Source organism: Bartonella sp. AP57NXGY (genome assembly GCF_042195805.1).
GTDB lineage: Bacteria > Pseudomonadota > Alphaproteobacteria > Rhizobiales > Rhizobiaceae > Bartonella.
In genome coordinates this window covers 1-5,719 of record NZ_JBHIOZ010000028.1, presented here as the reverse complement: position 1 = coordinate 5,719, position 5,719 = coordinate 1, and the positions used below count along the sequence as shown (strand labels likewise).

Sequence of the window (5,719 nt, the reverse complement as noted above, 5' to 3'; positions counted from 1 at the left end):
AATAATGCTAAACTTTTTCCATTCATGTTTCGCTTCATAAATGCTTCATCCAAGTGGAAAGCATCACGAACAAACATGCCCCAATTGATAAAGCTTAATCGCGTGAAAGGGCGACAACAGGGTCAAGCCGTGAAGCTTGCCGCGCTGGAGAAAAGCCAAAACATATTCCTATGAGGGTTGAAAAAGTAAGAGACATAATGATCGATTCAATAGTATAAACCAAATGAATAGGTGCCTTAAACAGAAGAAACAAGCCACCTATAGAAAGTCCAAGCAAGATTCCCAAACCACCACCAATCACACAAACCAAAATCGCTTCAATGAGAAATTGCTGTAAAATATCACTTTGCCGTGCACCAACTGCCATACGCACGCCGATTTCATTGATCCGCTCAGAAACAGTGACCAACATAATATTCATCACCCCTATACCCCCCACAACCAGGGAAATAGCTGCAATTGAAGAAATTAAAAGTGTTAAAATATTTGTACTCTCCATAACACGTTCACGGAAAAATTCAGAATTTCTAATGAAAAAATCCTCCCCGCCATGCCGCATAATGAGAAAACGTTTTATCATGGTCTCCGCTAAATATGAATCAATATCATCAGCAATCCTAACAATAATTGCACGAACTTCTGTTGTACCAAGAAAACGCGTCTGCACTGTTGTATAGGGTAAATAAAGCTGTAAAGTATTTGATGTATCTCCACTTGCATTATTTTGCGAATCAACAACACCAATAATACGCGCAGGAACATTACCCACATTCACCACCTTTCCAAGGGGGCTTTCATGGCTATGGGGGAAAAGAACAGACAATGCTTCTTTCTCGATCACGAGATCAACCGCCCGATCATGGACACTTTTTTGATCAAAAAACTGTCCTTTGAAAACTTTGAGCCCCTGTGTCTGAAAAAATTGTTCTCCCACCCCCGCAATAATGGCATTGACTTCAACTGCACCAAAACGCACTTTCGAGCTTGCTGAAATCTGTGGTGTCACACCAGAAACATAAGGTAATCCAGACAAGGCTTCTGCATCAGCTTCAACCAAACTGGTTATTTTTTCTGCTTGTGGATCAGAAAAACTTTTACCAGGAAAAATGGTTAATGTATTAGTACCCAAACTTTTAAAATTTTCCAGAATTTTCTCTCGTGTACCATTCCCTAAAGCCACCATAGCAATAATCGCCCCAATACCGATAATCACCCCAAGCATTGTTAGAAAAGTCCGCATGCGATGTGCATTCATTGCCAACAGAGCCATCACAAACGCCTCACGGAATCGCTCAACAAAAGAACGAAAAAAGCCCAGTTTTTGTTGGCCTTTTAGATTTTGTTGTTCCTGAAGAGATTTTCCACCAACTTTTGTTTTTGCAACCCTTGACTGCTTATCAGCAATAATTTCCCCATCACTGATTTCGATAATACGCTCTGCTCTTTCAGCCACCTGCATATCATGGGTTACAATGATAATGGTACGCCCCTCTTGATGAAGTTCATCCAAAATATGCAATACTTCTTGCCCACTCTTTTTGTCCAATGCACCAGTTGGTTCATCTGCAAGAATGACCTCCGCATTATTCATGAGCGCCCGAGCAATAGAAACACGTTGTTGCTGACCACCAGAAAGCTGATTTGGACGATGATTTATCCGATCACCCATGCCCAAACGCGTTAAAAGATCCTGTGCCCGCTGTTTCCTTGCTTCCACGGCACATCCCGCATAAATAGCCGGAATTTCAACATTACCAAGAGCTGTCAATTCATTCAACAAATGGTAACGCTGAAAAATAAAACCAAAATGATTACGTCGCAAAGCCGACAATTCATCCGCAGAAAGGGAAGCTGTTTCTTTACCAGAGATCCAATAACGACCAGAAGTTGGACGATCAAGACAGCCTAAAATATTCATCAAGGTCGATTTACCTGAACCGGAAGCACCTACAATTGCCACCATTTCACCACGTTTAATGGTAAGATTGATGTTTTTCAAAACGGTAACAAACGCTTCGCCCGCAGGAAATTTGCGCACAATATTTTCCAAGACGAAGACAGCATCTGCTTGATTTGTGCTCATGCTTTAACTCTCGTCTTCGCTGTGCATGTGAGAAGACTCTGGCATCACTCCATCAGACGAACTAGTGACGACGACATCACCCTCGTTAAGTCCTGAAACAATCTCTGCCATAACCTTATTATTCAACCCAACGCTCACCTGTTTAGTAACCACCTTATTTTCCCCCACCAAAACAGAAACCCATGCTTTACGCTCTCTTGTCTCATCGCGTAAAGCATCACTTGGAACCAACAAGACATTCTGCGCGCGCCCTAAGATAATATGAACTTGAGCAGTCATATAGGTTCGCAAAAAATTGTCCGCATTATCAACATGTAGAATTCCATTGTAATAGATAGCCGATGATATTAAAGCACTAGAACCACTCACCATACCAGGATTAATACTCACATCAGCACGAATTGCTTCAGGAGCCGGCTCTACTTTTTCTAAAACGCCTTCATAACGACGCTGTGAATTACCTAGAACTGTAAAATAAAGTGGTTGTCCAGCTCGGACTTTAAGAACATCTGCTTCTGAGATTTGCGCCTTGATCGTCATCTTTGATAAATCACCCAAAATAACAATCGTTGGCGCCGACTGAACCGCATTCACATTCTGCCCTTCTTCCACAACTGTTGCCAAAACCGTTCCCGCTGAAGGGGCAGTGATGCGTGTATAACCTAAATTAACCTCTGCACTCTCCACATCAATTTGTGCTTGCACAATCTGCTGACGAAGTTGTTCAATTTGCGCCTCGCGTATTTTCACCTGTGTCGTAGCCTCATCGAGGTTCGCACGTGAAACCGCACGTGTTTCAATCATTTTTTTCTGACGCTCTAAATTTTTCTGTGCAAGAGAAAGATAGGCTTCTTGTTCTATCAAACTCGCATAATAATGCGATAATGCTGCTTTTTTTCTTTTTAAATCATTTTCCTGATCTGTAGGATCAATTTCTGCCAAGAGATCGCCTTCTTTCACAACACTCCCAGGGGAAACATGCATTGACACCACACGCCCTGTTGCTCGCGCACCAACAGCCACCAACCGGTAAGGACGTACAAGACCAGAAGCTAAAACACTTTCCTCAATATCCCCACGTTTCACCACCGCTGTTATATAAGTTGGAGTAGATGTTCCAAAAAAAACAGAACGTAACCATAACAACAAGAGAATGAGAAATATAGCAGTTAAAAAGAAGGAAAGTTTTTTGTGTTTTGTAATGAAATTTTTGAGTAAGTTTTTTTTCATTTCCCTACCTTTGCACGCGAACGAGGTGCATTATCAACGACTTCTGGACGCGATACATCAACAACGCCATCCCAGCCCCCCCCCAATGCTTTCATCAACGTGATATATTGCGTAACCAAAGAAACACGGCTATCTTTAAGCGCCATTTGTGCAGAATAATAAGAGCGATCAGCATTTAACAATTCAAGAAAACTAGTATTTCCATTCTCAAAAAGGTTCCGTGAAAGTTTTAAGGAATGAAGAGAAGCTTTATTCGCAACGATTAGCTTTTCTAAGCGTTGATGTTCCTTCGTTAATCTTACAAGCGCATTTTCTACATCTTCTAAAGCTTCCAACACAGCAGCTCGATAAGTAATAAAAGCTTGATCACGCTGCGCGCGCGCTACCGCAATAGAAGCCTCGACCTGACCTCCATTAAAAAGAGGAAAACGAAGACCAGGTCCAAAAGACCAGCCAATCGTTGAATTTTTCCATAATTGATCAATTGCCGTTGCTGCTGTCGAAATATTACCTGTTAAAGTAAGTGATGGATAACGATCTGCTTCACGTTGACCAATCCGTGCTGTCGCTTGCGCATATTGACGCTCTGCCCGTCGCAAATCTGGACGTGTTAACAAAATATCGGCTGGAATTCCTGCTGGTATCGGCCAGCGTGGTTGTGGAATCTTTGCATGCTTAGCATTTTTTTGTAAAAGATCCTTCAATGCCGTAGGCACACGACCAGTTAAGACAGAAAGGCGATGAACGCTCATTGCTAAATTCGCTTCCATCTGTGATATATCTGCTTCTGTATTTGCCATTTGTGCTTGCGCATTTGAAACATCAAGCTCAGAAACATCACCAGCTGTTAATCTAGCGCGCATCAGTTCATAAGTTTTACGTTGTGATACAGCAATTTGCCGCACAATAAACAACTTTTGTTGCCAGCCACGCATTTGCACATAATTTGTTGCCACATCTCCTAGTAATGTCACCATGGTAGCGCGCATATCTTCCACAGCCGCATCAAGGCCATAACGCGCTGCTTCAACCGCACGTTTATGCCCACCAAAAAAATCAAGCTCCCAGCTTGCATCAAAACCACTACTATACTGGTTTAACAATGCATCAGACTGTCCAGAACGACTACGGGTTCCTGAAATTGAATTGGACACATTTGGCAAAAGAGTTCCCACAACCTGTCCTAAACCCGCACGCGCCTCACGTACCCGAGCTTTGGCAACAGCAACATTATTATTTCCAGAAATCGCGTAATCCATTAACGCATCTAGAACAGGATCATTCAAATGCCGCCACCATCCGGCAAGCGCAACGGGCTGCCGTGCAGTCTGTGCAGATTTTTCTCCCCAAACTGCTGGAACACGAAAAGATGTTTTCTGGTAATTAGGACCAACCATACATCCTGACAAAAGCAAACACAACAAGACACTAAAAAATAATCCACGAGAAGCGCCCCATTTGAGATTTCTGATATACATCCAGTCTCCCGCATTCTTTCAGAATCATTATTTAATATTAATACTTTATTTACCTCTTATTTCAAACTTGACGTGAAAAATCAAATACAGTTTGCACAGGAATATGATCTGAAGGACGTTCCCATCCGCGCGCATCACGAAAAATCGAAAGATCTACAACAAAAGGGGCTAAATCTTGAGAAGACCAAACATGGTCAAGCCGCCGCCCATAATCAGTAAATGCCCAATCGCGAGCACGATAACTCCACCATGTGTAAAGCTTGGTAGGAACAGGAATATGCAACCGCATCAGATCAACCCATCCACCTTGACAACACAAATCCTGTAAACGCTCGGTTTCAATGGGAGTATGGCTTACAACCTTCAACAATTGCTGATGAGACCAAACATCCTCTGCCAAAGGAGCAATATTTAAATCTCCCACCAAAAGAGAAGAAAGACCATCGCCTTGATCCGCACGAATGGAGGACATTTCTTCTAAAAAATCAAGCTTATGACGAAACTTTTCATTCACATCAGCATCAGGGATATCTCCCCCAGCAGGAACATAAAAATTATGAATCCGCAAGCTTCTCCTATGGGCTTCCACAATAACTGAGATATAACGGCAATCTTGGTTTTGGCAAAAAAAACGCTTTTCTACCTTTTTAAAAGGCAAACGAGAAACAATAGCCACCCCGTTATAAGATTTTTGTCCACTCAATGCGATATGCTTATAACCCGCTGCTTCAAAAGCCTCCACTGGAAATAAAGCATCTGGACATTTTGTTTCCTGTAGACACAAAACATCTGCGGAAAAGAGTTCCAAATACTGAAAAACCTGTGCAAGACGCAAACGAATAGAATTAATATTCCAAGTCGCAATACGAAAGAACATTTGTTTTAATCCCAATGACGTAACACTCTTTCTTCATTTCTTCGAAGGAAG

General features: G+C 42.1%; 4 protein-coding genes. All 4 read right to left on the bottom strand.

Annotated elements, in window-relative coordinates:
- Nucleotides 1-94: 94 nt before the first annotated feature.
- The 4 genes from ACFIL8_RS04660 to ACFIL8_RS04645 all read right to left on the bottom strand — a co-directional run bounded on the left by ACFIL8_RS04660 (nt 95) and on the right by ACFIL8_RS04645 (nt 5,668).
- Entirely contained in the window at nt 95-2,083 is a 1,989-nt protein-coding gene (locus tag ACFIL8_RS04660; protein WP_375638251.1) for a MacB family efflux pump subunit, read from the bottom strand.
- A 3-nt stretch (nt 2,084-2,086) separates the two neighbouring features.
- Nucleotides 2,087-3,313, bottom strand: a complete 1,227-nt coding sequence (locus ACFIL8_RS04655; protein WP_375638250.1) for an efflux RND transporter periplasmic adaptor subunit — start codon at nt 3,311-3,313, stop codon at nt 2,087-2,089.
- The gene (locus ACFIL8_RS04650) at nt 3,310-4,791 is read right to left on the bottom strand and encodes an efflux transporter outer membrane subunit (RefSeq protein ID WP_375638249.1); all 1,482 of its coding nucleotides are present in this window, start codon (nt 4,789-4,791) and stop codon (nt 3,310-3,312) included. The genes ACFIL8_RS04655 and ACFIL8_RS04650 overlap by 4 nt, the downstream gene beginning before the upstream one ends.
- Nucleotides 4,792-4,852: 61 nt before the next feature.
- Nucleotides 4,853-5,668 carry an exodeoxyribonuclease III gene (locus tag ACFIL8_RS04645; protein ID WP_375689020.1) on the bottom strand — a complete coding sequence of 272 codons (816 nt, stop codon included), beginning with the start codon at nt 5,666-5,668 and terminating at the stop codon, nt 4,853-4,855.
- Nucleotides 5,669-5,719 lie beyond the last annotated feature (51 nt).

Bases quoted from the DNA above. Each gene is read 5' to 3' on its own strand.
- ACFIL8_RS04650 (WP_375638249.1), bottom strand. From the start codon at position 4,791: ATGTATATCAGAAATCTCAAATGGGGCGCTTCTCGTGGATTATTTTTT.
- ACFIL8_RS04655 (WP_375638250.1), bottom strand. From the start codon at position 3,313: ATGAAAAAAAACTTACTCAAAAATTTCATTACAAAACACAAAAAACTT.
- ACFIL8_RS04645 (WP_375689020.1), bottom strand. From the start codon at position 5,668: ATGTTCTTTCGTATTGCGACTTGGAATATTAATTCTATTCGTTTGCGT.
- ACFIL8_RS04660 (WP_375638251.1), bottom strand. From the start codon at position 2,083: ATGAGCACAAATCAAGCAGATGCTGTCTTCGTCTTGGAAAATATTGTG.